This is a genomic window from Polaromonas sp. LjRoot131, from assembly GCF_964252805.1.
Classification (GTDB): domain Bacteria; phylum Pseudomonadota; class Gammaproteobacteria; order Burkholderiales; family Burkholderiaceae_C; genus Polaromonas.
Genome location: NZ_CAXUPF020000001.1, coordinates 1,115,779 through 1,139,814, shown reverse-complemented (window position 1 = coordinate 1,139,814; position 24,036 = coordinate 1,115,779). Strand labels below are relative to the sequence as shown.

Sequence of the window (24,036 nt, the reverse complement as noted above, 5' to 3'; positions counted from 1 at the left end):
GTGAACCCGCCGGTCCCTAACGTTCATCCGGATGGCTTGGCCCGCGCGCTTTTTCTTTGCGCATGGCGGCATCGACTATTTTCAGTAGCGGCATGACAACCCAGACTCCCGCGAAGAGTGCATACAGGGACCACACCACGAAGAGCGCGCTTCCCCGTGCATGCGGCCCCCCAAAGGCTATGACGGCCAGGCCAAGCAGTATCCAGCCGGCACATGCAATGATGAGGCGTTTTGTGGTGTTCATTGTCTTCATTCAGCGACCACTGTAACGACAAGCAAGCCGGAGAACCGGCACCATTCTTTCATGCGCTTCGTATCTCGACGATTGACATCAGCCGACCTTTTGTCAGGCCGGGGCTTTTAACGCATTCTTTCGCGCCACGCCCTCAAGGTGAACCCGGCGGGCTTCGTCCCGCCGCTCGCGCTCAATGCGGCGACACGGATTGCACCTCGTGGCACGCGTCTCTACATTGCCTTTTGCGACCTCATACCACCACTTCTGCTGGGCGGCACGCCAGATTTCCTCTTTTGCGCAGTCCTGGCACTTGAACAGAACGTCCATGTAGTAGCCACGCTGGACAAAAGCCGGAGTGCCATAGCTGTTGGAAGGCGCAAGCAATTCCGGATTGCAGGGCGCTGTTCCGCTGGTGACTTCGCGACGAGGCTCGTTTCCAACCGGCTTCACAGACGTTGCTGCGCGCGCTTTTCGCTTTTCGAGGATTTCAGTGCGGCGTTGTTTATTGCTTTTCATGAGCTGTTGCCTGCGTTCCAGGGTGACACATAGCGCAAAACCGGCGATCCCAGGCGTAGCGGTGGTCGGAGAGGTGAGTGCTTAAAAATGAGCGTCATGTGCTACCCACGCTTCAAGAGCATTGCGAAATACACGGGTGAATTGAGGAGATAGCGAGGCGCTAGCATGGACTTCATTGGCACCCAGCCCTCATCTGCCGCAACCAGGCCCCAGGCGCCAGACCCACACTCCCCTTGAAGCGCCGGCTGAAGTGGCTCTGGTCCGCAAAGCCGCAGGCGGCCGCCACCTCGGCCAGGCCCTGCCCGGCCAGCATGGCGGACTGGGCTCGCTCCAGGCGCACGGCATTGAGGTAGATGTGGGGCGGCACGCCGAATTGCCGGGCGAAGGCGCGGGTCAGGTGCACGCGCGAGAGGCCGGCTTCGCGTGCCAGGGCATCCACGGTGATGTCCTCGCCGTAGTGGCTGCGCAAATAGTCGCGGATGCGGGCCATGCGGGCGGCGCCGGCCGCCTTGCTGTCATCGCCCGTGCTGCGCCGTTCGCCGTAGCGCTGCAGCAGCCGCACCAGCACATCACGCGTAAGTTCCTCGGCGCGCAGCGATTCCTGCGCCTGCCCGGCCGCGCCTATGGCCTGCGCCAGCGCGCGGCCCATGGCCGCGTCGCGCACCACGGGCTGGCGGAAGTAGGCGGCCATGTCGACGCCGGCCTCCTTGTCGCGGCATTCGTCGACCACCTGGGGCGCCACATACAGCATGCTGTAGCCAAAGCCCTCCTGCGTGCCACGCTGGCCGTCGTGCGGCTCGTCGGGATTAAAAAGGATGACGTCGCCGCGCAGGCTGGCATGCAGCGTGCCGCCGCAATGAAAAGTCTGCACGCCGGAGGCGGTGACGCCTATGGAATAGGTTTCGTGGCTGTGGCGCTCAAAGCTGTGCTCGGTGAAGTGGGCCTTCATCTGCGTCACGCCGGCCAGGGCGCCGGGGCGAAAGTTTGCCCAGTCTTTGGGAGGGGTTTCCTGGGCATCGTGCATGAAACAATCGTACAAGACGCGGCGGGCGCGGACAAGCAGACTCTCTTGCATCGCAACACAAGAGGAATTTGCATGAAGACACACGCCATAGACCTGCAGGCCAAGCTCGCGAGTTTTGAAGGCCACTGGCAGCCGCGCACCGTGAGCGAGTTCAACGGCCATGACGTGATGGTGGTCAAGGTGCAGGGGGAGTACAGCTGGCATTCGCACCCCGACAGCGACGACTTCTTCCTGGTGCTCAAGGGTGAGCTGCACATCGACATCGAGGGCCAGCCCACCGTGATGCTCAAACCCGGCCAGCTCCACGTGGTGCCGCGCGGCGTTCGGCACCGGCCGCGCGCGGCACAGGAGGCGCACTTGCTGCTGATAGAGCCGACCGGCACGCCCAACAGCGGCGATGCAGCGACGGCGGCGCCGCGGCGGGTGATCTGAGGCCGGACGGACCCCAAACTGAAGGAGAGCGGGAAAAACCCAATTACTTGACTTTGTCAATCAATTACTTGACGATAGCTGCATGGCCCCGTCAAATTCCCCCACCCTCCCCGCCCCGTCTTCATCCACATCTTCCGCGCCGGCCGCCAGCACCACCCACATCAAGGCGATCCGCGGTTTCAACCGCTTCTACACCCAGCGCATCGGCGTGCTGGACCCTTACCTGGGCAGCGAGTTCTCGCTGACGGAGGTGCGGGTGCTGTACGAGTTGGCCCACCGCGACCAGCCGACCGCCACCGAACTGGGACGCGACCTGTCGCTGGACGCCGGTTACCTGAGCCGCATCCTGCGGCGCTTTGAAGGCAAGGGCTGGCTGGCGCGCGTGCCCTCGCCGGCCGACGCGCGGCAAAGCCTGCTCAAGCTGACGGAGGCCGGGCATGCGGCGTTCGCGCCGCTGCAGCAGAAGTCGCGCGACGAGGCGGCCGCCCTGCTGGCGGCGCTGGCGCCGGATGACCAGCACAAGGTGGTGAGCGCGATGACGACGGTGCAGCGCCTGCTGGCCGGGCCCGACCAGGCCGCGACGACGCGCACCGTGGTGCTGCGCGACCCGCAGCCCGGAGACATGGGCTGGGTGGTGCAGCAGCACGGTGAAATCTATGCGCGCGAATACGGCTGGAACAGCGAGTTCGAGGCGCTGGTGGCCGACATCGCGGGCAAGTACCTCAAAAATTTCCGGCCCGACTGCGAAAAATGCTGGATCGCCGAACTCGACGGCGAGCGCGTGGGCGCGGTGTTCGTGGTGCGCAAATCTGCCACGGTGGCGCAGCTGCGCATGCTGATCCTCACGCCTGCGGCGCGCGGCCTGGGCCTGGGCGGGCGCCTGTCGGACGAATGCATCGCCTTCGCGCGCGCCAAGGGCTACAAAAAAATGGTGCTCTGGACCAACAGCTGCCTGACGGCGGCACGCGCGATTTACGCCAAACGCGGCTTCGAGCTGGTCAAGAGCGAGCCGTATCAGGGTTTTGGGCGGGAATTGGTTGGCGAGACCTGGGCGCTAAAACTTTAGGCGTATAAGGCCGGAAGTTCCAAAGGCATTGAGTGTGAGCCCTCGTGGATCAAGAGTAGCGGGCTATTGTTTTAATAGCAGATGAAGCGCCTCGGCTTCTTGCGGGCGGGCCGGGGCATGCGGCGCGCGCGGCGATAATGGGCGCATGAGCCCCCTGCCCGCGGAAGAGCGCCCGCAACCCAAATCCCTCACCGATCTTTTTGTTTCATTCACCCTGCTGGCCCTGCAGGGTTTCGGCGGCGTCCTCGCCATCGTGCAGCGCGAGCTGGTCGAGAAAAAACGCTGGATGACGCGTGAGGAGTTCATCGAAGACTGGGCGGTGGCGCAAATCATGCCGGGGCCCAATGTGGTGAACCTTTCCCTGATGGTGGGCGGGCGCTACTTCGGCCTCAAGGGCGCGATGGTGGCGCTGGCCGGCATGCTGACGGTGCCCCTGGTGCTGGTGCTGCTGCTGGCGGTGCTGTATGCCCAGTTCGCCGGCCACCCCGGCGTGGCGGGTGCACTGCGCGGCATGGCCGCGGTGGCGGCCGGACTGATCGGGGCGACCGGCCTCAAGCTTTTCGGCGCCCTCAAGAAGAACGTGCTGGGCCTGCGGCTGTGCGCGGGCCTGGGTGTGCTGTGTTTTGTGTCCATCGCGCTGCTGCGCATTCCGCTGGCTTACGTGCTGCTGAGCCTGGGCCTCACGGCCTGCGTGCTGGCCTACCGCAGGCTCCAGCCATGAACGAACCATTGCAAACGCTGCACCTGGTGTTCGGCGCGCGGGAATGGTTCGACCTGTTCCTGCACTACCTCTCGCTGTCGCTGCTGTCTGTGGGCGGGGCCATCAGCACCGCGCCCGACATGCACCGTTTCCTGGTCGACAAGCAGCACTGGCTGACCGACGCGCAGTTCAACGCCTCCATCGCCATCGCGCAGTCGGCGCCGGGGCCCAACGTGCTGTTCATCGCCTTGATGGGCTGGAACGTGGGACTGAACGCCGGCGGCATGCTGACGGGACTGCTGGGCGTCTTCCTGTCGCTGCTGGGCATTTTGATCCCGAGCACCACGCTGACCTACACGGCCGCGCAGTGGGGCCACCGCAACCGCGAGTTGCGGGCGGTGCGCGCCTTCAAGCAGGGCATGGGCCCCATCGTGGTGGCCTTGCTGATCGCCACCAGCTGGATCCTGGCCGCCGCCAACGGCAGTTCGCTGAAGGACTGGCCGGTATGGCTGCTGACCGCCGCCTCGGCCGTCATCGTCTGGCGCACCCGCATCCACTTGCTGTGGCTGCTGGGTGCGGGCGCGCTGCTGGGCTGGTACGGCCTGGTCTGAGCCCGCTGCCCGTAAAGTTATTGCGGTTTACCGCGCCGGTGAAAGTACACCATGCGCGCTGCCTGCCGCATGGGTTCGGTGTCCAGGGCCATGTTGAAGATCCAGTCGGCCTGGAAATGGTCGAACAGCCAGCGCAGCGTGCGCTTGGCGCGAAATTTCGGGTAGTTGCGCACCAACCCGTGCATCGGATCGGCCGGGTCGCCGCCGTCGGCCGCACCGCTTTGCAAAAAGGCGGCCACGGCGCCGCCCACCGCATCGCCATGCTCCAGCGCCGTATGGATGCCGCCGGCCGTCACGGGCGAGACCATGCCGGCGGCGTCGCCCACCAGCATGACACGCGCATCGGACACACGCTTGAGCACCCCGCCGCAGGGAATCATGCCGGCGCGCGTCGCCAGGGGCGCGGTATCGCCGATGTCGACGTGCGGCGCGATCTTGGCCGCAAAAGAGGCCATCCAGGCCTGCTTGGGCGGCACGCCCGAAGGCGACATCCGCCGGGCCAGGCCGATCTGCTGGATACCGACGCCGGCGACCGCCCAGCCGATGTAGCCGGGCGCGAGTTTGCGGTCTATGAAGCAGTGCAGCAGGTTGGCGTCCAGCCGGGCCTGGCCGTATTCATGCTCGATGCCGAACAGGAACTGGGTATTAAGCGAAAGGCCTAAAGCCTTGGCGACGCGCGAATGCGGGCCGTCGGCGCCGACCAGGTAGCCGGCCTGCAGCATGGCCGGCTCCTGCGTGGCGACCGACTTGACCGCCACGGCCCAGCCGCCGCCGCTGTCCCGCGCGGCCTGCTCAAACAGCGTGCCCGCCAGCAGCGTGACGCCGTCGGCCTGGACCGAGGCGCACATCCAGTCCAGCAGCGCCGGCGTGTCGGTGGCCCAGAAGTAATAGCCGGGCGCATGCAGGTCTACGTGGCGCAGGTTGGGTGAATACAGCCGTACGCCGTCGACCTGCCGCACCAGCGCTGCGGGCACCTGCTGCAGCCAGGGGATGGTGTCGATGGCGTCTTTGACGATGATGCCGGTGGTGTGCAGCTTGTCCCCCGAGGAGGACTTCTTTTCCACGACGGCGACCCGCAGGCCCGCGCGGGCCGCGGCGCGCGCGCAGGCCAGCCCGGCAAAGCTGGCGCCTATAACGACCAGGTCGAAGCGCTGCGGCGTCATGCGCCGCGCTGGCGCAAGGCTTCGTAGAGGCAGACGCCGCTGGCCACGGACACGTTGAGGCTTTCCACCGCGCCGCGCATGGGGATGCTGACGAGTTCGTCGCAGGTCTTGCGCGTGAGCTGGCGCATGCCCTCGCCTTCCGCGCCCAGCACCAGGGCGACCGGGCCTTTCAGGTCCACGTCGTAAATGGTTTTTTCGGCGTCGTCGCTGGTGCCTATGCACCAGATATTGCGTTCCTTGAGCTCGCCCAGGGTACGGGCCAGGTTGGTGACCATGAAATAAGGCATGGTTTCGGCGGCGCCGCTGGCGACCTTGGCGACGGTGGCGTTGATGCCGGCCGCGTGATCTTTGGGGGCGATCACGGCATGGGCGCCGGCACCGTCGGCCACGCGCAGGCAAGCGCCCAGGTTGTGGGGGTCGGTCACGCCGTCCAGCACCAGCAGCAGCGGCTGGGCCGTGCCGGCTTCTTCAAGCTGCTCAAGCAGCTCGTCGAGCGACTTGACCTGGGCCAACGCATCGACCCGGGCTACCACGCCCTGGTGGCCGTGGCTGCCGCACATCTTGGCCAGGCGCAGGCCGTCGGATTCGATCAGCCGTATGCCGGCCTCGCGGGCCCGGTCGGTGAACTGGCGCATGCGGGCGTCGCGGCGCGAGACGTCAAAAAACACCTCCAGGACGGACTTGGGGGCGGTTTTGATGCGGACGCCGACGGCATGGAAGCCAAAAAGGACTTTAGGGGTGGATGACATGCGGGGATTATCACTGCCAGGCGTCGGAGCCGCCCAGGCTCCTGACCCCTTCATTGGCATTACTACCGGTGCGCCAGGGCCGACCGGCGGTCACAATGCGTGCTGGGTAAGACTAAAATAGTAACAATTTGTTGGCTGGCGCGGGCTGACAATGCTTCGCAACAAAAACACACACAAGTGGGGTCGCTATGGGATTGAGGCTTAAATTTAACCTGGTGCTGGTCGTGGTGTTCCTGGCCGGCTTCGGCGCCGCCGGATTCATATCGCGCCAGTTGCTGCAGGAAAACGCCCGCGAGGAAGTCCTGCGCAATGCGCGGCTCATGATGGACACCGCCCTCTCGGTGCGCGCCTACACGGTGGAGCAGGTCAAGCCGCACCTGGACAAGCAACTCGAAGAGGTGTTCCTGCCGCAGACCGTGCCGGCCTACGCGGCCACCGAAACCCTGGCTCACATCCAGAAAAAGTACCGCGACTACGGCTACAAGGAAGCGACACTCAATCCAACCAATCCGCGCGACCGGGCCACCGACTGGGAAGCCGACATCGTCCAGCAGTTCCGCCAGAACGCCGATTCGAAAGAACTCATTTCGGAGCGCGCGGCGGCCACGGGCCGGCTCCTCTACATCGCCAAGCCGATCCAGATCACCAACGCGGCCTGCCTGCAGTGCCACAGCGTGCCGGCCGCCGCGCCGGCCAGCATGATCAAGATCTACGGCGAGGCCAACGGCTTCGGCTGGAAGCACAATGAAATCATTGGCGCTCAGGTGGTGACGGTGCCCATGGAAATTCCCATCCGCAATGCCGAGCGCACGTTCAAGACTTTCATGGCCTCGCTGGCCGCGGTGTTCGTGGTGGTGTTCGTGGTGCTCAACTTGATGCTGAGCTGGCTCATCGTGCGGCCGATACGCCGCATGTCCCAGGCGGCCGACAAGGTCAGCACCGGAGACTTCGAGGTACCGGAGTTCGCCGACGGCGGCAAGGACGAAGTCGCCGTACTGGGCAGCTCGTTCAACCGCATGCGCCGCAGCCTGGAAAAAGCCATGCAAATGATTGACCGCGGCGATTGATGCCCGGCAAATTACCCGCCCCCATCACGACCCCGGACGCATGACCGACCCCGAAGACAAAACCCGGACCCTTCCCGTGCGCCCCGTGGCCACCGAAGGCGGGGACGTAGCCGCCCTGGTGCCGGGGCAGACTGTCCTGGAGTACCGCATCGACAAAATGCTGGGCGGCGGCGGTTTCGGCATCACCTACCTGGCCCAGGACATCAACCTGCAGCTACCGGTAGCCATCAAGGAATACTTCCCGGGCGACCTGGCCGTGCGCGCGGCCGATCTGTCGGTCAGCGTCCGGTCCAGCGAAAACAGGGCGCAGTTCCAGTGGGGCCTGGAGCGCTTCCTCGACGAGGCGCGCGCGCTGGCGTCGTTTCGCCATCCCAACATCGTGCGGGTGCTGCGTTATTTCAAGGAAAACGGCACCGCCTACATCGTGATGGAGTACGAGTCGGGCGACCCGCTCAAGCGCTGGCTGGCCAAGCAGCCCGCGCTGGACCAGCAGGGCCTGCTGAAAATCATTTACCCGCTGATGGACGGCCTGGAGTCGGTGCACAAGGTGAACTTCCTGCACCGCGACATCAAGCCGGACAACATCTACATCCGTGCCGACGGCACGCCGGTGTTGCTGGACTTCGGCGCGGCGCGCCGCGTCACCGGCAACCAGGACATGACCAACATCGTGAGCCCGGGCTTCGCGCCGTTCGAGCAGTACCACAGCAAGGGCCACCAGGGGCCGTGGACGGACGTCTATTCGCTGGGCGCGGTGATGTACTGGATGACGACCGGCCACAAGCCCATGGAGTCGGCCTCGCGCGTGCGCGAGGACAGCATGCCCAAAGCCGCCGACACCGCCAGCGCGGTGGTCTTCGGCGCGCCGCTGCTGCGCGCCATCGACTGGGCCATGACACCCAACGAAACCCAGCGGCCGCAGGACGTGGCGGCACTGCGCCAGGCGCTGCTGAGTTCGGACTTCGTGAAGACGCAGACCATACGCGCGGCCAGCGTGCTGGCAGCGCCCTCGGCGCTCGCTCCCGCGCCGCCGCCGCCTCCTCCTCCACCCGCGCCGGCGGCCGAGTCCCAAACAATCACCGCGCCGCCCGACAACGCCCTGCTCGCCTACGCCGCCAATTCGCAGTCAATCCCGCTCAACAGCGCCGAGAACCTGCGCAAGAACGTGCTGGGCACCATCATGTTCCTGGACCTGGTGTCCTATTCCACCTATTCGGTGGACCAGCAGGTGGTGGTCAAGGCGCTGTTCAACGAGCTGATCACCAAGGCCATAGGCGGCGTGAAGGAATCGTCGCGCATCATGATAGACACCGGCGACGGCGCGGCGATCTGCTTCCTCGGCGACCCCGAGGAGGCGCTGCAGTCGGCCCTGCTGCTGCGCGACCTGCTGGCCCAGAAGTACGGCCGCAAGCTGTCGCTGCGCGTGGGCCTGCACCTGGGCCCGATCCGCATGGTGTTCGACATCAACAACCGGGTCAACGTGGTGGGCGACGGCATCAATGTGGCCCAGCGCATCATGGACTTCGCCAGGCCCAACCAGGTGGTGGTCTCGCGGGCCTATTACGACGTGATCTCGCGCATCACCGACACCGCGGCCGGCCATTTCGACTACCTCGGCCCGCACATGGACAAGCACCTGCGCTCGCACGAGATCTATGCTGTGCTGGACCCGAATGCCGCCCCGGCGGCGGCCGCGGCATCGCGCAACCTGGAGTTCGAGCACACGGCCTCGTTCGCCGCGCTGGCCTCGCTCACGCCGGAGATGGTGCATGAGATCGAGGCCGAGCTCGCCAAGCTGATCGGCCCGCTGGCCCGGGTGCTGGTCAAGAAGGCGGTGCCGCGCACGGTGAGCGCCCAGGGCCTGCGCGACCTGCTGGCCGTCTCCATCCCCGACGCCACGGCGCGCGAGGCCTTTGCGCGGCCGCGCAATGCCAGCATGCCCGTGCATTCGGGGCTGCATGGGGCCTCGGGTCCGCGCACCGGCGCCACAAGCGCCATAGGTGCCACCACCGGTACGCCCAGCCGCCTGCATTCCATGCCGGTGTCCGGCCTGCGCCACCAGGACATGAGCCGCCCCACGGGCCCCTCATCGCCGTCGGCGACGTCCACCTCCATCAACCTGCAGCATTTCAGCGCGGAACTGCAGGCCCAGCTCGAACGCCTGCTGAGCCTCTACATCGGCCCGCTGGCCAAGACCCTGGTGCGCAAGGAATCGGCGCGCCAGACCAGCCTGGGCGCCTTGGCCAAGGCCCTGGCGCAACTGATCGACAAACCCGACGACAGGGCGAAATTCCTGGCTGCGGCGCAAAAGCTGCACACCGGGCGCTGAAGCTCCGGGAAAATTCAGGCCGAGACAACCCGGCCCGCGTCTATGGTGATGCGCCGCTCGCAGCGCGCGGCGATGCCCTGGTCGTGGGTCACCAGCACCAGCGTGGTCCCCAGCTCGCGGTTGAGTTCGAACATCAGCGACATGACGGTCTCGCCGGTGGCGAAGTCCAGGCTGCCGGTGGGCTCGTCGGCCAGCAGCACCGCCGGCTGCACCACGAAGGCCCGCGCCAGCGCCACGCGCTGCTGCTCGCCGCCCGACAGCACCTTGGGATAGTGGCCCAGCCGCTCCCCCAGGCCGACCCGCTTGAGCATCTCGGTGGCCTGTGCGCGGGCGTTGCGGGCGCCCGACAGCTCCAGCGGCAGCATGACGTTCTCCAGCGCGCTCAGGTTGCCCATGAGCTGGAAACTCTGGAACACAAAACCGACCTTCTGGGCACGCAGGGCCGCGCGGTCGTCCTCGCCGAGGGCGAACAGGTCCTGCCCGGCCAGCCTGACCGTGCCCTGGGTGGGGGTGTCCAGGCCTGCGATGATGGACAGCAAGGTGCTTTTGCCCGAGCCCGAAGCGCCGACAATGGCGGCGGTTTCGCGCGCGGCGAGCGCGAAGTCAATATCGCGCAAAATGGCCAAAGTACCGGTGGAGTCGGTGACCGACTTGAAAACATGCTCCACGGAAATAATTGAAGCTGCCTGGGACTTTGCAGCCGCACCGGAAACGCCGGGCGCTGTGGAGGCCATGGAAGCATCGTTCACGCCATTCACGCCACTCACCGCGGGTTCAAACATGTCAGCCTTGTCAAAAAATATGAAATCCGACTTTACCAAGCTTGTTGGCCAAACGGCCAGGCGACTGGTAAAACCTTTGGCCGCGCTGCTCGCGGCCGCCCTGCTGGGCGCCCTGCCCGCTGCCTGGGCGCAGGCGCCCGCCTCCGCCGCCCAGGCCACTACCGTGCTGGTCGTCGGTGACTCCCTGAGCGCCGAATACGGCCTCAAGCGCGGCACCGGCTGGGTGCCGCTGCTCGAAAAGCAGCTGGCCGACGAGAAAAAGAACGCCCGGGTCGTCAACGCCAGCATCAGCGGTGACACCACCGCGGGCGGCCGCTCCCGCCTGCCGGCCCTGCTGGCGCAGCACAAGCCTGCCGTGGTGGTGATAGAGCTGGGCGGCAACGACGCTCTGCGCGGCCTGCCGCTGGACATGACCGAGCAAAACCTCAGCGCGATGACACAGGCCGCAAAAAAGGCCGGCGCGCGCGTGCTGCTGATCGGCATGCAGGTGCCGCCCAACTACGGCAGCGCCTATGCGGCGACCTTTTCCGGGCTGTTCGCCAAGATCGCCAAGGCGGAAAAAGTCGCGCTGGTGCCCTTTTTCCTGAAAGGCATCGCCGACGCGGCCGACCCGACGGCCAACTTCCAGGCCGACCGCATCCACCCGAATGAACAGTCGCAGGCCCGCATGCTGGCCAATGTTTGGCCCGAACTCAAGAAACTGATCAAGTGACGCTTGAACGCATTTCCGCCGAAGAAGCGCTGGCCGCGCTGGACCGCTACTCCGACGTCATCGATGCCCGCAGCGAGGGTGAATACGCCGAAGACCACCTGCCCGGCGCGCTGAACTGGCCCAGCCTGCACGACGAGGAGCGAAAAGTCGTCGGCACGAAATACAAGCAGATCAGCCAGTTCGAGGCCAAAAAACTGGGGGCGGCGCTGGTGGCGAAAAACATCGCCGAACACATACAGCGCGATGTGCTGGACAAGCCGCGCGAGTGGCAACCCCTGCTTTATTGCTGGCGCGGCGGCAAACGCAGCGGCTCGCTGGCGCTGGTACTGGACCAGATCGGCTTCAGGGTCACACTGGTGGACGGCGGCTACAAAGCCTTCCGGGCGGCGCTGCTGGCCGACCTGCCGCAGCTGGCCGCGCGCCTGCAGTACCGTGTCATTTGCGGCCCCACCGGCTCGGGCAAGACCCGGCTGCTGCAGGCCCTGGCCGCTGAAGGCGCGCAGGTACTGGACCTGGAGGCGCTGGCCAACCACCGCAGTTCGGTGCTGGGTGCGATTCCCGGCGTGCAGCAGCCCAGCCAGAAGGCCTTTGACAGCGGCATCTGGTCCGCCTTGCGCGGCTTCGACCCGGCCAGGCCGGTCTATGTTGAAAGCGAAAGCAAAAAGGTCGGCAACGTGGCGGTGCCGGACGGCCTGATCGCCGCGATGCGGGCCAGCCCCTGCCTGCAAATCGAGCTTGCGGAGGACGAGCGCGTCGCGCTGCTGCTCGAGGACTATGCCTTTTTTGTGCAGGACATCGAACACTTCTGCGAACGCCTGGGCGCGCTGACCGAGGCCCGCGGCAAGGCCGTGGTGCAGGACTGGCAGGCCCGCGCCCAAGGCGGCGACGTGGCCTCTGTGGTCCGCGAGCTGCTCACCCTTCACTACGACCCGGGCTATGCGCGCTCCATGGAGCGCAACTTCAGCCAGTACCCCAAGGCCACGGCGCTCCGCGCGGCCGACCGGTCGAAGCAGACCCTGGCGGGGCTGGCGCAAGCGATTCTCAGGGAGGAGAAAACACCATGAAAAAATTCCTTGTCGCCATCGGCATCGCCGTGGCCGGGCTGGCCGCCTACCTGTGCCTGTGGCCGGTGCCCGTCGCGCCGCAAAGCTGGGAAGCGCCCGCGGCCCCCGGCTACACCGGCCCTTTCGCCCCCAACCACAAACTCGCCAGCCTGAAAACCATTCCGCTGGGGGCCGAAGAAGGTCCTGAGCACCTGGTGGTGGCCCGGGATGGAAAACTCTACGCCACGGTGGCCAGCGGCGCCATCCTGCGGATGAACCCTGACGGCAGCGGCCAGGAGGTGGTCGTCAACACCGGCGGCCGCGTGCTGGGTTTTGACTTCGACGCGGCCGGCAATCTCATCGCCGCCGATGCGTTCAAAGGCTTGCTGTCGATTTCGCCGGACAAGAAGGTGACGGTGCTGGCGGACAAAGCCGGTGGCAGCCCGATTCTGTATGCCAATGCGGTGGTGGTGGCCCGCAATGGCAAGGTGTACTTCAGCGACGCCTCCACCCGCTTTGGGGCCCGGCAATGGGGCGGCACCTTCGAAGCCAGTATTCTCGACATCCTGGAGCAGTCCGCCACCGGCCGGGTCATCGAGTACAACCCGGCGACCCAAGCCACCCGCGTCGTGGCAAAAGGCCTGAGCTTTGCCAACGGCGTGGCCTTGAGCCAGGACGAGCGTTCGCTGTTTGTGGCCGAAACCGGCAGATACCGCATCTGGAAACTGCCGGTGGATGCGCGGGAGCAAAACATCGGCCAGCCCGGCAGCAGCCTCCAGCCGCTTTTTGACAACCTGCCGGGCTACCCCGACAACCTGATGCGCGGCCTGGACGGCAAGGTATGGGTGGGCCTTGTCAAGCCGCGCAACCCGACGATTGACGGCCTGGCCCGCAAGCCCTTCATGCGCAAGCTCATCCTTCGCCTGCCGCGCGCCTTGTGGCCGATTCCCAAGGCCTATGGCCATGTGGTGGCGTTCACGGAAGAAGGAAAAGTGGTGGCCGACCTGCAGGACCCGACGGGCGCTTATCCCGAAACAACCGCCGTGACGGAGACGGCGGACAGGCTGTATGTGCAAAGCCTGCATGCCAGGGGGCTGGGCTGGTTAGCTAAATAGGCGGGCGATGGCGTCCGTTAAAGCACCGGCCATCAACAGAAAACCCGGCCACACGCTGGGTGTGCCGGGTTTTCGAAAGCTTGTTTATCAAGAACTGGAAGCTTGAACGTTCAGGGCGCAGGGTCAGTGGGTGGCACGCCAGCCGGGGCATCGCCGTCAGCGGGCGGCGCATCGTCCCCATCGTCAGCCGCATCATCCGGCTTGCCCTCGGCCTTGCGCTTGAGCTTTTCTTCTTTTTTGCGTTTTTTCGCAAGCTCTTTCTGGCGCTTTTCGTAGGAATAGTTGGGAGTTGCCACTGCGTGCTTTCATCTGAATAAGTAAGCCTTACTGTACTGCATTGCCGCCGCCGGATACCAGGCGTTTGCCCCGCTTTTGGATCAGGCTTTTTCCAGGGCCTGCGCAATGTCGGCCTGCAGGTCGGCGACGGCTTCCAGGCCTGTCGAAAAACGCACCAGGCCGCCTTTGTAGGGCCAGGGCGTGGTGCGCAGCGCCGGGATGTCGTACGGAGCGCACAAGCTCATGGGGCCGGCCCAGCTGTAACCCAGTTTGAAAAGTTTCAAGCTGTCACAAAAACGGTCCACCCGTTCGGGGGTGAACTCGGGTTTGAAGACGGCGCTCATGAGGCAAGCGGCGCCGCTGCAGTCACGCTTCCAGGCTTCGTGGCCGGGCGATCCGGGCAAGGCCGGGTGCAGCACGGTGGCGATCTGCGGCCGGCCGGCCAGCCAGGTGGCCAGTTCGCGCGTCGCGGCATCCTGGGCCGCATAGCGCAAGGCCATGCTGTGAAGGCCGCGCAGCACCAGTTCGGCATCGTTGCCGCCTATGCCGTAGCCAACGCGCATGTGGCAGAAGTGGACCAGGTGGTGCAAGGCCTCGTCGCGCGTGACGACGGAGCCCATGAGCACGTCGGCGCCGCCGCTGGGGTATTTGGTCAGCGCCTGGACCGAGATGTCCAGGCCGAGATCGAAGGCCTTGAAGGCCAGGCCGGCGCCCCAGGTGTTGTCGAGCGCGGTCACGATGCCCGCAGGGTGGGCATTCTTGTGCGCCTTGACGGCCGCGACCAGCGCGGGCATGTCGGGGAATTCCAGCGTGATGGAGCCCGGCGCCTCTATCCACACCAGCCGGGTTTTCGGGCCCAGCTTGGCGGCCAGGTCGGCGGGGTTCATCGCGTCGTAAAAGCGGTGGGTGATGCCCCAGGCGGCCAGCTCGCCCTGCGCGAAGCTCTTGTTGGGGCCGTAGGCGTTGTCGGGGATCAGCAGTTCGTCGCCGGCCTTGAGCAGCGCCATGCCGACCAGCACCACCGCCGCCAGTCCGCTGGGCACCAGCGTGCAATATTTGCCGCCTTCCAGGGTGGCGATGCGTTCTTCGAGCGTGAAGGTGGTGGGCGTACCGTGCAGGCCGTAGGTGTAGCCGGTCTTGTGCTTCCAGTCGCGGCTGCGCAGCGCTGCGACGGTGGGAAAAGCAATGGTGGAAGCCTTGTAGACACCGGGCGGAATCGCGTCAAACCCGGCGGGCGGCTTGTAGGGGTGGTGGATCAGGGTGGTGGAAATGTCGCTCATGACCGCATATTAACGGCAAGCCCTGAGGCTTGAAGAGCAGCAGAACAAAAGCCGTGTCCGCAGGGGCTTCTCGATTCAAGCAGGGGCCGCGGGACTGGCTTTGCCAGACCGCAGGCGCAGCGCCCCCTCGGGGGGGCAGCGCATTACACGAAGTGAAAAGCGTGGGGGCTTAAATCTTCCACTTCGCCATCAGTTGCGCCGGTGACAGCGAGTCATAGCCTTCAAACGGCTGGTGAATCCATGGGTTGGTGGGCAGCAACTCGACCGAGTAATCGGGCTGGAAGCTGGACACGCCCTTGGTCCAGATCACGGCGCTGCGCAGCTCGGTGATGGGTTTGTAGTTGTTCTTGAGCTGGTGGATCACGGCGTTGAGCGTGTGGCCGGAATCGGCCAGGTCGTCGACCAGCAGCACCTTGCCGGCGATCTCGCCCTTGGGCGTGGTGATGAAGCGGGCGATGTCGAGGTTGCCCTGCGTCATGCCGGCATCGGCGCGGTAGGAGCTGGTGGACATGATGGCCAGCGGCTTGTCGAAGATGCGCGACAGGATGTCGCCGGGGCGCATGCCGCCGCGGGCCAGGCACAGGATGGTGTCGAACTGCCAGCCGGACTGGTGGATCTTGATGGCCAGTTTCTCAATCAGGTTGTGGTATTCGTCATAGCTCACATAGAGATGCTTGCCGTCTTCTGTCAACATGGGTGGCGCTCCTGATGTATTCGCTGCCTGCGCCTTTTTCAGGGGCGGCAGGCTGTTTGGCTAAGGCTGTGGCGGGTATCCGGTCAAGCGGCGGCGTAGGGGTTGCGCAGCAGGATGGTGTGGTCGCGGTCGGGGCTGGTGGAGATCATGGCTATGGGCACGCCGGTCACTTCCTCGATGCGGTGCAGGTACTTCTGCGCGGCCACGGGCAGCTTGTCGTACTCAGTGACGCCGACCGTGCTCTGGCTCCAGCCGGGCATGGTTTCGTAGATCGGCTTGCAGCGTTCAATCTCTTCGGCGCCCATAGGCAGGATGTCGGTGATGTGGCCGTCGAGTTCATAGCCGGTGCACAGCTTGAGCTCGTCGATGCCGTCGAGCACGTCGAGCTTGGTGATGCACAGGCCCGACAGGCCGTTGACCTGGGCCGAGCGCTTGAGCAGCGCGGCGTCAAACCAGCCGCAGCGGCGGCTGCGCCCGGTGGTCACGCCTTTTTCGGCGCCCACAGTGGAGAGGTGATAGCCCACGGTGCCGGGCTTTTCCCAGTCGAGTTCGGTCGGGAACGGCCCGCCGCCCACACGCGTGCAATAGGCCTTGGTGATGCCCAGGATGTAGTGCAGCATGCCCGGGCCCACGCCGGCGCCCGCGGCGGCATTGCCGGCCACGCAGTTGCTGGAGGTGACGTAGGGGTAGGTGCCGTGGTCGACGTCGAGCAAAGTGCCCTGCGCGCCTTCGAACAGCAGGTTGGCGCCGTCGCGGTGGGCATCGTTGAGTTCGCGCGAGACGTCGGCCATCATGGGCCTGAGCAGCTCGGCGTGGCGCATGGCTTCGGCATACACGGTGTCGAAATCGATCGCCGGCGCGTGCAGGTAGCCGGTCAGCACGAAATTGTGGAGATCCAGCAGGTCGCGCAGCTTGGCGGCGAAGCGGTCGGGGTATTTGAGGTCCTGCACGCGCAGCGCGCGGCGCGCGATCTTGTCTTCATAGGCGGGGCCTATGCCGCGGCCGGTGGTGCCGATCTTGGTGGTGCCGCCCTTCTCGCGGTAGGCTTCGCGCGCAATGTCGAGCGCGGCGTGGAAAGGCAGGATCAGCGGGCAGGCTTCGCTGATGCGCAGGCGCGAACGCACCTCGACACCGGCTTTCTCCAGGCCTTCGATTTCCTCGAACAGCTTGGCGGCCGACAGCACCACGCCGTTGCCGATGTAGCACTTCACGCCGGGGCGCATGATGCCGCTGGGGATCAGGTGCAGCGCGGTTTTCACGCCGTTGATGACCAGCGTGTGCCCGGCGTTGTGGCCGCCCTGGAAGCGCACCACGCCCTGCGACATCTCGGTGAGCCAGTCGACCAGCTTGCCCTTGCCTTCGTCGCCCCACTGGGTGCCCACGACCACGACATTGCGGCCCGCGTCTGCGGTTTGTTTGTTTGTCATCTTCAATTCTCGTTAAGGTGTGTTGGGATCAAGCCGGATGGGGGCACACGGCCCTCAAGCGGCTTTCTTCAGGGGCTGGACCACCCATTGACCGGCCGCCTGGGCCAGTTCGCGGTCGCAATCGAATTCATTGACTTCATGTTCATGGCCGGGCAGCACGCAGGCCACGGTTTCGCCGCCGGCGCGCAGCCGGGCGATGGCCGCGCGCAGGCCGGCGTCTTCGCTCCAGGGCGCGCGTATGGCGGCCTTCAGGGGCCGGGGCGGCAGCACGCTGACGAGCTCCTTGAGGTCCAGGCTGAACCCGGCCGCCGGGCGGTTGCGGCCGAATACCGCGCCGACTTCGTCATAGCGGCCACCGCGCGCCAGTTCGGCGCCCTGCCCGTAGATGGCAAAACGCGTGCCGCTGTAATAGGCGTAGCCGCGCAGGTCGGCAAGGTCGAAGCTGACCTTGACCTCGCCTTTTTCGCCGCCGGTGTGGGCCGCCAGCCATTTGAGGTTTTGCAGCGCCGCCTTGAGGCCGGTCGAGGGCGGCAAGGCCTTTTCGGCTTCGGCCAGGACTTTTTCGTCGCCGTAGAGCTGCAGCAGCGCCTTGAGGCCTGCGCGCGCCTCGGCGGAAATGCCGCTGCCGGGGCTGGCAGTGAGGCTGTCGAGTTCGCTGGCGTCCTTGGCCGCCAGCGCGGTGTGGATCAGCGCCAGGGTCTTGCCGCTGACGGTGGCGCCGGCCAGCAGGCTGTTGACGATGCGCACGTCCGCCATGTCGACGCTCAATGCGGTCACGCCGGCCGCTTTGAGGCCCTCGAGCGCCAGTTGCTGGGCTTCCAGGTCGGCTTCCAGCCCGGCATGGCCGTAGATTTCAGCGCCGAACTGCAGCGGCTCGCGGGTGGCGTGGGGGCGGTCGGTGCGGGTGTGCAGCACCGGGCCGCAGTAGCACAGGCGGGCCACGCCGTTCCGGTTGAGCAAATGGGCATCGATGCGGGCGACCTGGGGAGTGGTGTCGGCGCGCAGGCCCAGGGTGCGGCCGGAAAGCTGGTCGACCAGCTTGAAAGTCTGCAGGTCCAGCGCTTCGCCGGTGCCGGTCAGCAGCGACTCGAGGTGCTCGAGCAGCGGCGGCATGACCAGTTCATAGCCGTAGCTGCGGGCGGTGTCCAGAAACAGGCGGCGCAGCTCTTCGATGTGGCGCGCCTCGGAGGGCAGGACATCGGCAATTTGATCGGGCAATTGCCATGATGACGACCAGGCGGGCATTGTAATTTTCGTGGGCTGTTAAAAACAGCATTTTACCGGGCTTGAAGCCGGTTTTCGGCTTGCCGGAGGCGGATAAGTCCCCCGGGGCGAAATAGGGGTGCGGCCGTGATGTGGAATTCAGGCCAGCACGGCCAGCAGGATCAAACCCGCCGCGATGCTGCACAGCCCGAAGAAGCGGATCTGGCCGTTGCCCAGGGTGAGGATTTGCTCGAACATGCGGCGCCAGCCGCCGGGAGAGATGAAAGGCAACAGGCCCTCGATGACCAGCATCAGGGCCAGTGCCAGCCAGAAGGTGTTGCCGTCCACGCCGGCTTATTTTTTGGCCGGTGCGGCGCTGCCGGAGCCCGGGCCGCGCATCGCCTTGAAGAAGTCGGACGAAGGGTCCAGCACCATCACGTCGCTTTTCTTGCTGAAGCTGGCTTTGTAGGCATCGAGGCTGCGGTAGAACTGGGCGAACTGCGGGTCGCGGCCGAACGATTCGGCATAGGTGCGGGCGGCTTCGGCGTCTCCCTCGCCCTTGACCTTCTGCGCATCGCGGTAGGCGTTGGCGATGGTCACTTCACGCTGGCGGTCGGCGTCGGCGCGGATTTTTTCGCCTTCCGCCAAACCGGTGGAGCGCAGTTCATTGGCCACGCGCTGGCGCTCCGCCACCATGCGCTTGTAGACGGAATCGGTGATGGCTTCCACATAGTCCACGCGCGTGATGCGCACGTCGACCACGTCCATGCCCCAGGGCTTGGCGCCCTGCACGGCCTGCAGCACCTCGCGCTTGACGTCGGCCATCAGCGCTTCCCGCTTGAGCGAGAGCAGGTCCTTGACGGTGCGCTTGTTGATCTCTTCCTGGAAGGCGTTGCGGACCACGCGGTTGAGCTGGTTGGCCCCGGCTTTTTCATCGAGGCCGACGTTGCGGATGTAGTCGCTGGGCTGGGTGATGCGCCAGCGCACGTACCAGTCGATCACGACGCGCTGCTTTTCGGCCGTCAGCATGGGCTCGGCGTCGACGCTGTCGAGCACCAGCAGGCGCTTGTCGATGTAGGAGACGTTCTGGAACGGCGGCGGCATCTTGAAATGCAGGCCGGGCTCGGTGACCACGTCCTTGATCTGCCCCAGGGCATAGACCACGCCGAACTGGCGCTGGTCGACCACGAACAGCGTGGAACTGAGCAGTGCCAGGAGGACCAGCAGCGAGGAAACAATAAATCCAACTCTATTCACGATCGTCTTCCTTAGCGTGTTTCACGGTCGCGCGAGCGGGCGGCGTCGCGTGAACGGGCATCGAGGGGTGGCAAGCTGGAGATGGGCGCGGCAGGCGCGGATGAAGAGGCCGAGCCGGGAACCAGCGGTGTTTCGCCGGAAACCGCGGCGTCGCCGCTCTGGCCGCTCATCTGCATGATCTTGTCCAGCGGCAGGTACAGCAGGTTGCTGCCCTGGCGAGAGTCGACCAGCACCTTGGTGACGTTGGTATAGACCTGCTGCATGGTGTCGGTGTACATGCGGTCGCGCGTGACCTGGGGCGCCTTCTGGTATTCGGTCAGCACCGAGCGGAAGCGCTGCGCGTCACCCTGGGCCTGCGCCACGATCTTGGCCTTGTAGGCTTCGGACTCTTCCTTCAGGCGCGAGGCGGAACCGACGGCGCGCGGGATCACGTTGTTGGCATAGGCCTGGGCGTCGTTCTTGGCACGCTCGCGTTCCTGGCCGGCCTTGAGCACGTCGTCGAAGGCCGACTGCACCTGCTCGGGCGGACGCACGCCGCTTTGCTGCAGGTTGATGCCGACGACTTCCACGCCGACCTTGTAGCGGTCCAGGATGGTCTGCATCAGGGTGCGCACGCGCGGGCCGATCTGGTCGCGCTCGTCGGCGAGCGCCGAATCCATCTTCATCTTGCCGACGACCTCGCGCACGGCGGTCTCGGCGGCCTGCACCACCGCGGCGGCCGGGTCTTTGCTCTCAAACAGGTAGGCGCGCGCGTCGTTCAGGCGGTACTGCACGGCGAATTTGATCTCGACGATGTTTTCGTCTTCGGTCAGCATGGCGGAGTCGCGCAGGCCGGTGGCCTTGATGATGATGTCGCGGCCGATGTCCACCGAACGGATTTGCGTGACCACGACGATCTCGTGGCGCTGGACCGGGTAAGGCAGGCGCCAGTTGAAGCCCGCGCCCACGGTGGAGTGGTATTTGCCGAACTGGGTGATGACGGCCTGCTGGCCTTCCTGGACGATGAAAAAGCCGGTTCCCAGCCAGATCAGCACGGCAACGCTGGCGATCAGGCCGACGCCGATGCCGGCGCTTTTCATGTCGGGCTGGAAGCCGCCGTTATTTCCACCGCCGCCATTGCCGCGGCCGAAACCGCCGCGGTTGGGGTTGTTCTTGCCGCCGCCGAAAAGGCCGCCGAGCTTGCGGTTCAGGTCGCGCCAGAGTTCGTCCAGGTCGGGCGGCTGGTTGGGGCCCTGCCCTTGCGGACGGTTGGGCGGACGGGGCGGCTGCTTGTCGTCGCGGGGCGCCTCGGGCTTGCTGTCGTCGGACGAGGCTTTGTCGTCGTCCCGGCCCCAGCGCGGATCATTGAGGTTGAACATGCCTTGGGCGCGATGCCTGAGCCGGCCTGGCAAGGTCGTCAAAGTCTGCAGCACGGGGTTCAGATTCATGGGATCAAACTCACTTTTTTTCATTACACCGACATTGTGCCTAATGAATTCGCCATATCAGGCAAGGTCCTCGGCAGTCAGGGGGATTTCCTCGGCCGGCGGGTTGGCCGCGTAGCCGGCCAGCAAGGCCCGCAGAAGCGGCAGGCCCTCGCCTGTCTGGGCGCTCACGAACACCCGTTCAACGCTGCGGCTGGCGCCCTCAAACGCGTCCCTGAGTTCGAACATGTCCTGCAGGTGCAGGGGGAAGTTGTTCTTTTCAATGGCATCCAGCTTGTTGAACACCAATATTTGCGGCACATCGGCCGCGCCGATCTCCGAAAGCACGCGCTGCACCTGTTCGATCTGTTCGAGGTAGTCGGGGTTGGCGCCGTCCACCACATGCAGCAGCAGGTCGGCGTCGGCCGCTTCCTGCAGGGTCGCGGCGAAGGCGTCTATCAGGCCGTGCGGCAGGTCGCGGATAAAACCGACGGTGTCCGACAGCGATACCGAACGCCCGGCGTCGCCCAGGTAAAGCTGGCGCGTCGTGGTGTCCAGGGTGGCGAACAGCTGGTCGGCCGCATAGGCGCGCGCCTTGACCAGCGCGTTGAAGAGCGTGGACTTGCCCGCGTTGGTGTAGCCCACCAGGGAGATCGTGAAGGAATTGCGGCGCTCGCGCTGCTTGCGCTGGGTCTGCCGCTGCTTTTTGACCTTGGCCAGGCGTTCCTTGGTGCGCTTGATGGCGTCGCCGATCATGCGTTTGTCGAGCTCGATCTGCTTCTCACCAGGGCCGCCGCGCACGCCGGCGCCGCCGGTTTGCCGCTCCAGGTGAGACCAGCGCCGCACCAGGCGCGTGGACATGTATTGCAGCCGCGCCAGTTCGACCTGCAGCTTGCCCTCGTGGCTGCGCGCACGCTGGGCGAAGATTTCGAGGATCAGCAGGGTCCGGTCGTTGACCGGCATGTCCAGGTGACGCTCGAGGTTGCGCTGCTGCGCCGGGCTCAGGGACTGGTCGAACAGGATTTCGGTGGCGCCGGTGTCCAGCGCCGTCAGCTTGATTTCGTCGGCCTTGCCGCTGCCGATGAAGAGCGCGGCGTCGGGCGCCTTGCGTTTGCAGGTGACGCGCGCAACCGGCTGCAGGCCCGCCGTTTGCGCGAGCAAACCCAGTTCCTGCAGGCCAGCATCAAAGTTCGGGAACCCAAGGTCCACCCCGACAAGAAGCACGAGGGGTTTCGGGTTCACCGGAGCATCGGACGAACTCAGCTGGCGGGGCTTTCTTCAGACTCGCTGGTCGCGAAATTCACCGCGCGGCCCGGAACGATGGTGGAGATCGCATGTTTGTAGACCATCTGGGTCACAGTGTTGCGAAGCAGGACCACGTATTGATCGAAGGATTCGATCTGGCCTTGCAATTTGATCCCGTTGACGAGATAGATGGATACAGGAACATGCTCGCGACGCAAGGTGTTGAGAAATGGATCCTGCAAGAGCTGGCCTTTGTTATTGCTCACGATATTTTCCGTGTTCAAAAGTTAATAGAACCTGACCTTACCACAGGGCACGGGCCGGCCCGTGTAGTCCTAGGCCGATTCCTTGTCCTTAAAGGGGTTGTGGGAGCTTTTCATCTGGATCCGCAGGGGCGTGCCGACCAGGTCGAACTCCTTGCGAAAGCGCCCTTCGAGGTAGCGCTTGTACGACTCGGTGACGTGCTCCAGCGAATTGCCGTGGATGATGATGATGGGCGGGTTCATCCCGCCCTGGTGGGCGTAGCGCAGCTTGGGGCGGGACACGCCGGAGCGCTGGGGCTGCTGGAATTGAACCGCCTCCAGCAGCAGCCGGGTCAGCACCGGGGTGGACATCTTGCGGTTGGCCGAGGCATGGGCCTGCACGATGGACTTCCAGACCGGGCCCAGGCCCTGGCGCTTGATGGCCGAAATCGGATGGATGGAGGCGAATTTGAGGAAGCCCAGCCGGGTTTCGATGGAGCGCTCCAGCAGTTCGCGCTGGTAGGAGTCCACCGCATCGGATTTGTTGACGGCCAGGACCACCGAGCGGCCGCTTTCCAGGATGTAGCCGGCGATGTGGGCGTCCTGGTCGGTCACGCCCTGGGTGGCGTCCAGCAGCAGCAGCACGACATTGGCGTTCTCGATGGCCTGCAGGGTCTTGACGACGGAAAACTTCTCGATGGCCTCGAAAACCTTGCCTTTGCGGCGCAGCCCGGCTGTGTCGATGAGCTCAAACTTCTGCCCGGCGCGTTCAAAAGGCACCGAAATAGCGTCCCGGGTGGTGCCCGGCAGGTCGAAGGCCACCAGGCGCTCTTCGCCCAGCCAGGTGTTGATCAGCGTGGATTTCCCGACGTTCGGGCGTCCGGCCACGGCCAGGCGGATGACGGAAGGGTCCTGAGGCTCGGCCTCTTCATCCGGGTCGGGCAGCTTGAGCGGCGCCAGCGCCATGTCGACCAGCGTGCGCATGCCCTGGCCGTGCGAGGCGGAAACCGGCAGCACCTCGCCCAGGCCCAGCTCGAAGAACTCGGACAGCTGCACGCCTTCGGTCATGCCCTCGGCCTTGTTGGCCGTCAGCACCGTGGGCTTGCCCAGCTTGCGCAGGTATTTGGCGATGTCGTGGTCCTGGGCGCTGATGCCGGCGCGGGCATCGACCACAAACACCACCACGTCGGCCTCGGCGACCGCCTGACGGGTCTGCTTGGCCATTTCCTTGTAGATGCCGGAGGCCGCGTCGGGCTCAAAGCCGCCGGTGTCGATCACGATGTACTCGTGGGGGCCCAGCTTGCCGTTACCGTAGTGACGATCCCGCGTCAGGCCGGCGAAGTCGGCCACGATCGCATCCCGCGTCTTGGTCAGCCGGTTGAAAAGCGTCGACTTGCCCACATTGGGGCGGCCGACTAGCGCAATGACAGGTTTCATCAATCAGTTTCAGGCGGGGCCCAAGGCC

The 24,036-nt window shown here is 65.3% G+C and carries 26 protein-coding genes; 9 read left to right on the top strand and 17 right to left on the bottom strand.

The window, feature by feature from the left end; translation table 11 throughout:
* Positions 1-16 precede the first annotated feature (16 nt).
* From ACSQ27_RS05190 to ACSQ27_RS05180, 3 genes are all read right to left on the bottom strand, one after another.
* Positions 17-244 carry a hypothetical protein gene (locus ACSQ27_RS05190; RefSeq protein WP_436154395.1) on the bottom strand — a complete coding sequence of 76 codons (228 nt, stop codon included), beginning with the start codon at positions 242-244 and terminating at the stop codon, positions 17-19.
* A 102-nt stretch (positions 245-346) separates the two neighbouring features.
* Complete coding sequence (locus ACSQ27_RS05185; RefSeq protein WP_436154394.1) at positions 347-751, bottom strand: zinc-ribbon domain containing protein; 405 nt, start codon at positions 749-751, stop codon at positions 347-349.
* A gap of 172 nt (positions 752-923) precedes the next feature.
* Positions 924-1,775 carry an AraC family ligand binding domain-containing protein gene (locus tag ACSQ27_RS05180; RefSeq protein WP_436154393.1) on the bottom strand — a complete coding sequence of 284 codons (852 nt, stop codon included), beginning with the start codon at positions 1,773-1,775 and terminating at the stop codon, positions 924-926.
* Between the two features lie 72 nt (positions 1,776-1,847).
* On the opposite strand from ACSQ27_RS05180, the gene ACSQ27_RS05175 reads away from it, so the two are divergent.
* From ACSQ27_RS05175 to ACSQ27_RS05160, 4 genes are all read left to right on the top strand, one after another.
* A complete protein-coding gene (locus ACSQ27_RS05175) occupies positions 1,848-2,207 on the top strand; it encodes a cupin domain-containing protein (protein WP_436154392.1) in 360 nt (119 codons plus the stop codon).
* Between the two features lie 82 nt (positions 2,208-2,289).
* On the top strand, positions 2,290-3,273 hold the full coding sequence (locus ACSQ27_RS05170; protein ID WP_436154391.1) for a bifunctional helix-turn-helix transcriptional regulator/GNAT family N-acetyltransferase: 984 nt from the start codon (positions 2,290-2,292) through the stop codon (positions 3,271-3,273).
* Between the two features lie 145 nt (positions 3,274-3,418).
* Positions 3,419-3,994: a chromate transporter gene (locus tag ACSQ27_RS05165; RefSeq protein WP_436154390.1), complete on the top strand. Its 576-nt coding sequence runs from the start codon at positions 3,419-3,421 to the stop codon at positions 3,992-3,994.
* Positions 3,991-4,584, top strand: coding sequence for a chromate transporter (locus ACSQ27_RS05160; protein WP_436154389.1), 594 nt, complete (start codon positions 3,991-3,993; stop codon positions 4,582-4,584). Before ACSQ27_RS05165 ends, ACSQ27_RS05160 begins: the two co-directional genes overlap by 4 nt.
* Positions 4,585-4,601: 17 nt before the next feature.
* Here the strand turns inward: ACSQ27_RS05160 and ACSQ27_RS05155 are convergent, their stop codons facing one another.
* Entirely contained in the window at positions 4,602-5,747 is a 1,146-nt protein-coding gene (locus ACSQ27_RS05155; RefSeq protein WP_436154388.1) for an NAD(P)/FAD-dependent oxidoreductase, read from the bottom strand.
* On the bottom strand, positions 5,744-6,496 hold the full coding sequence (rlmB, locus tag ACSQ27_RS05150) for a 23S rRNA (guanosine(2251)-2'-O)-methyltransferase RlmB (RefSeq protein WP_436154387.1): 753 nt from the start codon (positions 6,494-6,496) through the stop codon (positions 5,744-5,746). The genes ACSQ27_RS05155 and rlmB overlap by 4 nt, the downstream gene beginning before the upstream one ends.
* Before the next feature lie 188 nt (positions 6,497-6,684).
* Between rlmB and ACSQ27_RS05145 the strand changes: the two genes are divergently transcribed.
* Complete coding sequence (locus ACSQ27_RS05145) at positions 6,685-7,563, top strand: c-type heme family protein (protein WP_436154386.1); 879 nt, start codon at positions 6,685-6,687, stop codon at positions 7,561-7,563.
* Between the two features lie 40 nt (positions 7,564-7,603).
* Entirely contained in the window at positions 7,604-9,892 is a 2,289-nt protein-coding gene (locus tag ACSQ27_RS05140; RefSeq protein ID WP_436154385.1) for a protein kinase domain-containing protein, read from the top strand.
* A gap of 14 nt (positions 9,893-9,906) precedes the next feature.
* Here the strand turns inward: ACSQ27_RS05140 and ACSQ27_RS05135 are convergent, their stop codons facing one another.
* Positions 9,907-10,626: an ABC transporter ATP-binding protein gene (locus tag ACSQ27_RS05135; protein ID WP_436155402.1), complete on the bottom strand. Its 720-nt coding sequence runs from the start codon at positions 10,624-10,626 to the stop codon at positions 9,907-9,909.
* A gap of 67 nt (positions 10,627-10,693) precedes the next feature.
* Here ACSQ27_RS05135 and ACSQ27_RS05130 point away from each other — a divergent pair, with 67 nt between their 5' ends.
* From ACSQ27_RS05130 to ACSQ27_RS05120, 3 genes are read left to right on the top strand one after another with little or no spacing between them, the layout of a single operon-like run.
* Positions 10,694-11,386 carry an arylesterase gene (locus tag ACSQ27_RS05130; protein ID WP_436154384.1) on the top strand — a complete coding sequence of 231 codons (693 nt, stop codon included), beginning with the start codon at positions 10,694-10,696 and terminating at the stop codon, positions 11,384-11,386.
* Entirely contained in the window at positions 11,383-12,450 is a 1,068-nt protein-coding gene (gene mnmH, locus ACSQ27_RS05125; protein WP_436154383.1) for a tRNA 2-selenouridine(34) synthase MnmH, read from the top strand. Before ACSQ27_RS05130 ends, mnmH begins: the two co-directional genes overlap by 4 nt.
* Positions 12,447-13,544, top strand: a complete 1,098-nt coding sequence (locus ACSQ27_RS05120; RefSeq protein WP_436154382.1) for an SMP-30/gluconolactonase/LRE family protein — start codon at positions 12,447-12,449, stop codon at positions 13,542-13,544. The genes mnmH and ACSQ27_RS05120 overlap by 4 nt, the downstream gene beginning before the upstream one ends.
* 110 nt (positions 13,545-13,654) lie before the next feature.
* Here ACSQ27_RS05120 and ACSQ27_RS05115 read toward each other — a convergent pair whose 3' ends face one another.
* From ACSQ27_RS05115 to der, 11 genes are all read right to left on the bottom strand, one after another.
* Positions 13,655-13,840, bottom strand: coding sequence for a hypothetical protein (locus tag ACSQ27_RS05115; RefSeq protein WP_436154381.1), 186 nt, complete (start codon positions 13,838-13,840; stop codon positions 13,655-13,657).
* An 81-nt stretch (positions 13,841-13,921) separates the two neighbouring features.
* Complete coding sequence (locus ACSQ27_RS05110; protein WP_436154380.1) at positions 13,922-15,100, bottom strand: PLP-dependent transferase; 1,179 nt, start codon at positions 15,098-15,100, stop codon at positions 13,922-13,924.
* 169 nt (positions 15,101-15,269) lie between these two features.
* Positions 15,270-15,794: a phosphoribosyltransferase gene (locus ACSQ27_RS05105; protein ID WP_436154379.1), complete on the bottom strand. Its 525-nt coding sequence runs from the start codon at positions 15,792-15,794 to the stop codon at positions 15,270-15,272.
* Between the two features lie 83 nt (positions 15,795-15,877).
* Positions 15,878-17,221 carry an adenylosuccinate synthase gene (locus tag ACSQ27_RS05100; RefSeq protein WP_436154378.1) on the bottom strand — a complete coding sequence of 448 codons (1,344 nt, stop codon included), beginning with the start codon at positions 17,219-17,221 and terminating at the stop codon, positions 15,878-15,880.
* Between the two features lie 54 nt (positions 17,222-17,275).
* Positions 17,276-18,466: an ATP phosphoribosyltransferase regulatory subunit gene (locus ACSQ27_RS05095; protein ID WP_436154377.1), complete on the bottom strand. Its 1,191-nt coding sequence runs from the start codon at positions 18,464-18,466 to the stop codon at positions 17,276-17,278.
* 117 nt (positions 18,467-18,583) lie between these two features.
* Entirely contained in the window at positions 18,584-18,772 is a 189-nt protein-coding gene (locus ACSQ27_RS05090) for a DUF2065 domain-containing protein (protein ID WP_436154376.1), read from the bottom strand.
* Positions 18,773-18,778: 6 nt separating this feature from the next.
* Positions 18,779-19,681 carry a protease modulator HflC gene (gene hflC / locus ACSQ27_RS05085; protein ID WP_436154375.1) on the bottom strand — a complete coding sequence of 301 codons (903 nt, stop codon included), beginning with the start codon at positions 19,679-19,681 and terminating at the stop codon, positions 18,779-18,781.
* Between the two features lie 11 nt (positions 19,682-19,692).
* Positions 19,693-21,108 carry an FtsH protease activity modulator HflK gene (gene hflK, locus ACSQ27_RS05080; RefSeq protein WP_436154374.1) on the bottom strand — a complete coding sequence of 472 codons (1,416 nt, stop codon included), beginning with the start codon at positions 21,106-21,108 and terminating at the stop codon, positions 19,693-19,695.
* A gap of 57 nt (positions 21,109-21,165) precedes the next feature.
* The gene (hflX, locus tag ACSQ27_RS05075) at positions 21,166-22,347 is read right to left on the bottom strand and encodes a GTPase HflX (protein ID WP_436155401.1); all 1,182 of its coding nucleotides are present in this window, start codon (positions 22,345-22,347) and stop codon (positions 21,166-21,168) included.
* Positions 22,344-22,595, bottom strand: coding sequence for an RNA chaperone Hfq (gene hfq, locus ACSQ27_RS05070; protein ID WP_007871209.1), 252 nt, complete (start codon positions 22,593-22,595; stop codon positions 22,344-22,346). Before hfq ends, hflX begins: the two co-directional genes overlap by 4 nt.
* 69 nt (positions 22,596-22,664) lie before the next feature.
* Positions 22,665-24,008 carry a ribosome biogenesis GTPase Der gene (der, locus tag ACSQ27_RS05065; protein WP_436154373.1) on the bottom strand — a complete coding sequence of 448 codons (1,344 nt, stop codon included), beginning with the start codon at positions 24,006-24,008 and terminating at the stop codon, positions 22,665-22,667.
* Positions 24,009-24,036 lie beyond the last annotated feature (28 nt).

Excerpts from the sequence above, each read along its gene's own strand:
- ACSQ27_RS05190 (WP_436154395.1), bottom strand. The coding sequence starts at position 244 with ATGAACACCACAAAACGCCTCATCATTGCATGTGCCGGCTGGATACTG.
- ACSQ27_RS05185 (WP_436154394.1), bottom strand. The coding sequence starts at position 751 with ATGAAAAGCAATAAACAACGCCGCACTGAAATCCTCGAAAAGCGAAAA.
- ACSQ27_RS05180 (WP_436154393.1), bottom strand. The coding sequence starts at position 1,775 with ATGCACGATGCCCAGGAAACCCCTCCCAAAGACTGGGCAAACTTTCGC.
- ACSQ27_RS05175 (WP_436154392.1), top strand. The coding sequence starts at position 1,848 with ATGAAGACACACGCCATAGACCTGCAGGCCAAGCTCGCGAGTTTTGAA.
- ACSQ27_RS05170 (WP_436154391.1), top strand. The coding sequence starts at position 2,290 with ATGGCCCCGTCAAATTCCCCCACCCTCCCCGCCCCGTCTTCATCCACA.
- ACSQ27_RS05165 (WP_436154390.1), top strand. The coding sequence starts at position 3,419 with ATGAGCCCCCTGCCCGCGGAAGAGCGCCCGCAACCCAAATCCCTCACC.
- ACSQ27_RS05160 (WP_436154389.1), top strand. The coding sequence starts at position 3,991 with ATGAACGAACCATTGCAAACGCTGCACCTGGTGTTCGGCGCGCGGGAA.
- ACSQ27_RS05155 (WP_436154388.1), bottom strand. The coding sequence starts at position 5,747 with ATGACGCCGCAGCGCTTCGACCTGGTCGTTATAGGCGCCAGCTTTGCC.
- rlmB (WP_436154387.1), bottom strand. The coding sequence starts at position 6,496 with ATGTCATCCACCCCTAAAGTCCTTTTTGGCTTCCATGCCGTCGGCGTC.
- ACSQ27_RS05145 (WP_436154386.1), top strand. The coding sequence starts at position 6,685 with ATGGGATTGAGGCTTAAATTTAACCTGGTGCTGGTCGTGGTGTTCCTG.
- ACSQ27_RS05140 (WP_436154385.1), top strand. The coding sequence starts at position 7,604 with ATGACCGACCCCGAAGACAAAACCCGGACCCTTCCCGTGCGCCCCGTG.
- ACSQ27_RS05135 (WP_436155402.1), bottom strand. The coding sequence starts at position 10,626 with ATGGCCTCCACAGCGCCCGGCGTTTCCGGTGCGGCTGCAAAGTCCCAG.
- ACSQ27_RS05130 (WP_436154384.1), top strand. The coding sequence starts at position 10,694 with ATGAAATCCGACTTTACCAAGCTTGTTGGCCAAACGGCCAGGCGACTG.
- ACSQ27_RS05120 (WP_436154382.1), top strand. The coding sequence starts at position 12,447 with ATGAAAAAATTCCTTGTCGCCATCGGCATCGCCGTGGCCGGGCTGGCC.
- ACSQ27_RS05110 (WP_436154380.1), bottom strand. The coding sequence starts at position 15,100 with ATGAGCGACATTTCCACCACCCTGATCCACCACCCCTACAAGCCGCCC.
- ACSQ27_RS05105 (WP_436154379.1), bottom strand. The coding sequence starts at position 15,794 with ATGTTGACAGAAGACGGCAAGCATCTCTATGTGAGCTATGACGAATAC.
- ACSQ27_RS05100 (WP_436154378.1), bottom strand. The coding sequence starts at position 17,221 with ATGACAAACAAACAAACCGCAGACGCGGGCCGCAATGTCGTGGTCGTG.
- ACSQ27_RS05095 (WP_436154377.1), bottom strand. The coding sequence starts at position 18,466 with ATGCCCGCCTGGTCGTCATCATGGCAATTGCCCGATCAAATTGCCGAT.
- hflK (WP_436154374.1), bottom strand. The coding sequence starts at position 21,108 with ATGAATCTGAACCCCGTGCTGCAGACTTTGACGACCTTGCCAGGCCGG.
- der (WP_436154373.1), bottom strand. The coding sequence starts at position 24,008 with ATGAAACCTGTCATTGCGCTAGTCGGCCGCCCCAATGTGGGCAAGTCG.